This window comes from Dietzia sp. DQ11-71, assembly GCF_014144995.1.
GTDB lineage: Bacteria > Actinomycetota > Actinomycetes > Mycobacteriales > Mycobacteriaceae > Dietzia > Dietzia kunjamensis.
The window spans coordinates 1-2154 of sequence record NZ_JAALDT010000058.1 but is presented as its reverse complement, the minus strand read 5'-3'; the positions used below and the strand labels follow the sequence as shown (position 1 = coordinate 2154).

Genomic DNA, 2154 nt, shown 5'->3' with positions numbered 1-2154 from the left:
CGACGGGGTCGGAGCGCTCGGCCACCACACCGCGGACCCCGCAGTCGTGCGAGCCGCGATGGACGGCGTCGGCCTCGACCCGGTGGCCTCCGCGGCGGCGCTGCTCACCCCGGGGATGCTGGGCGCCCACCTGGCCGCGATCGTCGCCACGCTCACGCTGGTGGCGATCCTGACCGGGACACTGTCCTGGCTGGCGGCCCGGGTACTGCCCATGCCGGTGACGGCTCACCTCGTCGTCGTCGCCAGGCTTCTGGCCTCCTACGACGCCGACGCCCCGCGCGGACGGTACCTCCTCGCCCGCGGCGGAACCCGGGCGCCACCCGTGGCTGTGTGACCACCTCCCGCGCCGGTACGCGCACGCGCTGCCGGGCGTTCACACACACCACACCAAGGACTCCCACGCCATGCGTACCCACACGCGTGCCGCCTTCGCCGCGGCCTCCGCACTCGCGCTCGCTCTCACCACCGCCTGCGCGACCGACAACGACGACACCGCCGCCGCCAGCGCCGGAGCAGACACGACCACCGTCACCTTCGAGGACGGCTGGGCCAAGGCCACCGGCACGGGGATGACCGGTGTCTTCGGCACCATCACCAACCCGGGCGACACCGACCTGCACCTGACCGGCGTCGACAGTGATCTCGGCGGCAGCGCCGAACTACACGAGACCGTCCCCGGAGGCAGCGGGATGATGATGCAGGAACGCGAGGACGGCTTCGTCATCCCCGCCGGCGGCGAGCTCGTCCTGGAACCCGGCGGCAACCACATCATGCTCATGGAGCTGGGGCGACCCATCACCACCGGCCAGCAGATCACCCTCACCCTCGAGTTCGACGGCGCCGAGCAGGACGTCACCGTCTCCGCCCGCGACTTCCGGGGCGGGGAAGAGGAGTACGTCGGCGGCGGTCACGGCGAGATGAGCGGGGGCATGGGCAGCGATGGCTGAGCAGGACCGTCGCGGCCTGTCCCGGCGGTCGGTGCTCAGCGGCGGCGTCGCGGCGGCGGTGGGTGCCGGCGTCGTCGGTGGCACTGTCCTGGGCGGTGCCGCGGGGTACGCGGGGCGAGGCGTCGTAGACGACGACGAGGTGATCGGAGACTGGAAAACCGTCGCCGACTCACGGGTCGTCGGGGCGGCCACCGAACCGTTCCACGGCCCGCACCAGGCCGGCATCACCACGCGACCGCAATCGCATGCCGCGTTCGTGGCGTTCGAGATCGTTCCGGGGGCGACACGCACGGAGATCCAGGGAGTCCTGCGGGCGTGGTCCCAGGACGCCGCCCGGCTCACCCGGGGGCGAGGCGGACTCGCCGACCTCGAACCCGAGCTCGCCGAGGATCCGGCGCGGCTCACGGTGACGATCGGGTTCGGCCCCGGGCTGTTCGACGCGATCGGGATGCCGGACAAGCGGCCCACGTGGCTCGCTCAATTGCCGGCGTTCCCACAGATCGACCGACTCGAGGACCGGTGGTCCGAGGGGGACCTGCTGCTGCAGATCTGCGCCGACGACCCGGTGATCGTCTCCCACGCCGCCCGGGTGTTGGCCTCCGGCGTGCGGGGGGTCGCGCGACAGAAGTGGGTGCAGCGGGGCTTCCGCAAGGCCGTCGGTACGGACCCCAGCGGGCGGACGCAGCGCAATCTGTTCGGTCAGGTCGACGGCACCGTCAACCCCACCGAGCAGGACGTGGACTTCGACCAGATCCTGTTCTCCGACGGCACCTCTTCTGACGGGCAGGTCCAGCGGTGGATGCGGGGCGGGTCCTCGCTCGTGTTGCGGCGGATCCGCATGACGATGGACACGTGGGAGGAGATCGACCGCACCTCACGCGAGCTGAGCGTCGGCCGGCGGCTCGACACCGGCGCGCCGCTGACCGGGGTGCACGAGCACGACCCGGCCGACTTCGAGGCGATCGACGAGGTGGGCCTTCCGGTGATCCCGGTGGAGTCCCACATCGCGCGGGCGCGGCAGCTCGACCGGAGCGAGGCCATGCTGCGGCGGCCGTACAACTACGACGACCCGCCGGAGGGCGGCGAGATCAGCAACTCCGGGTTGCTGTTCACCGCCTATCAGGCCGACCCGGTGCGCACCTACGTGCCGGTTCAGCGGCGGCTCGCCGAGCAGGACGCGCTCAACACGTGGACCATCCCCATCGGG

At 72.0% G+C, this 2154-nt stretch carries 3 protein-coding genes; all 3 read left to right on the top strand.

The annotated features are described in order from the left end of the window. Positions 1–334 (top strand): hypothetical protein (locus G6023_RS02220; RefSeq protein WP_182633962.1); only part of this gene is annotated, 334 nt, incomplete at its 5' end. 70 nt (positions 335–404) lie between these two features. Beyond that, complete coding sequence (locus G6023_RS02215; protein ID WP_182633961.1) at positions 405–947, top strand: copper chaperone PCu(A)C; 543 nt, start codon at positions 405–407, stop codon at positions 945–947. Continuing rightward, on the top strand, positions 940–2154 hold a 1215-nt coding region (locus tag G6023_RS02210; protein ID WP_182633960.1), incomplete at its 3' end, for a Dyp-type peroxidase. The genes G6023_RS02215 and G6023_RS02210, both read left to right, overlap by 8 nt.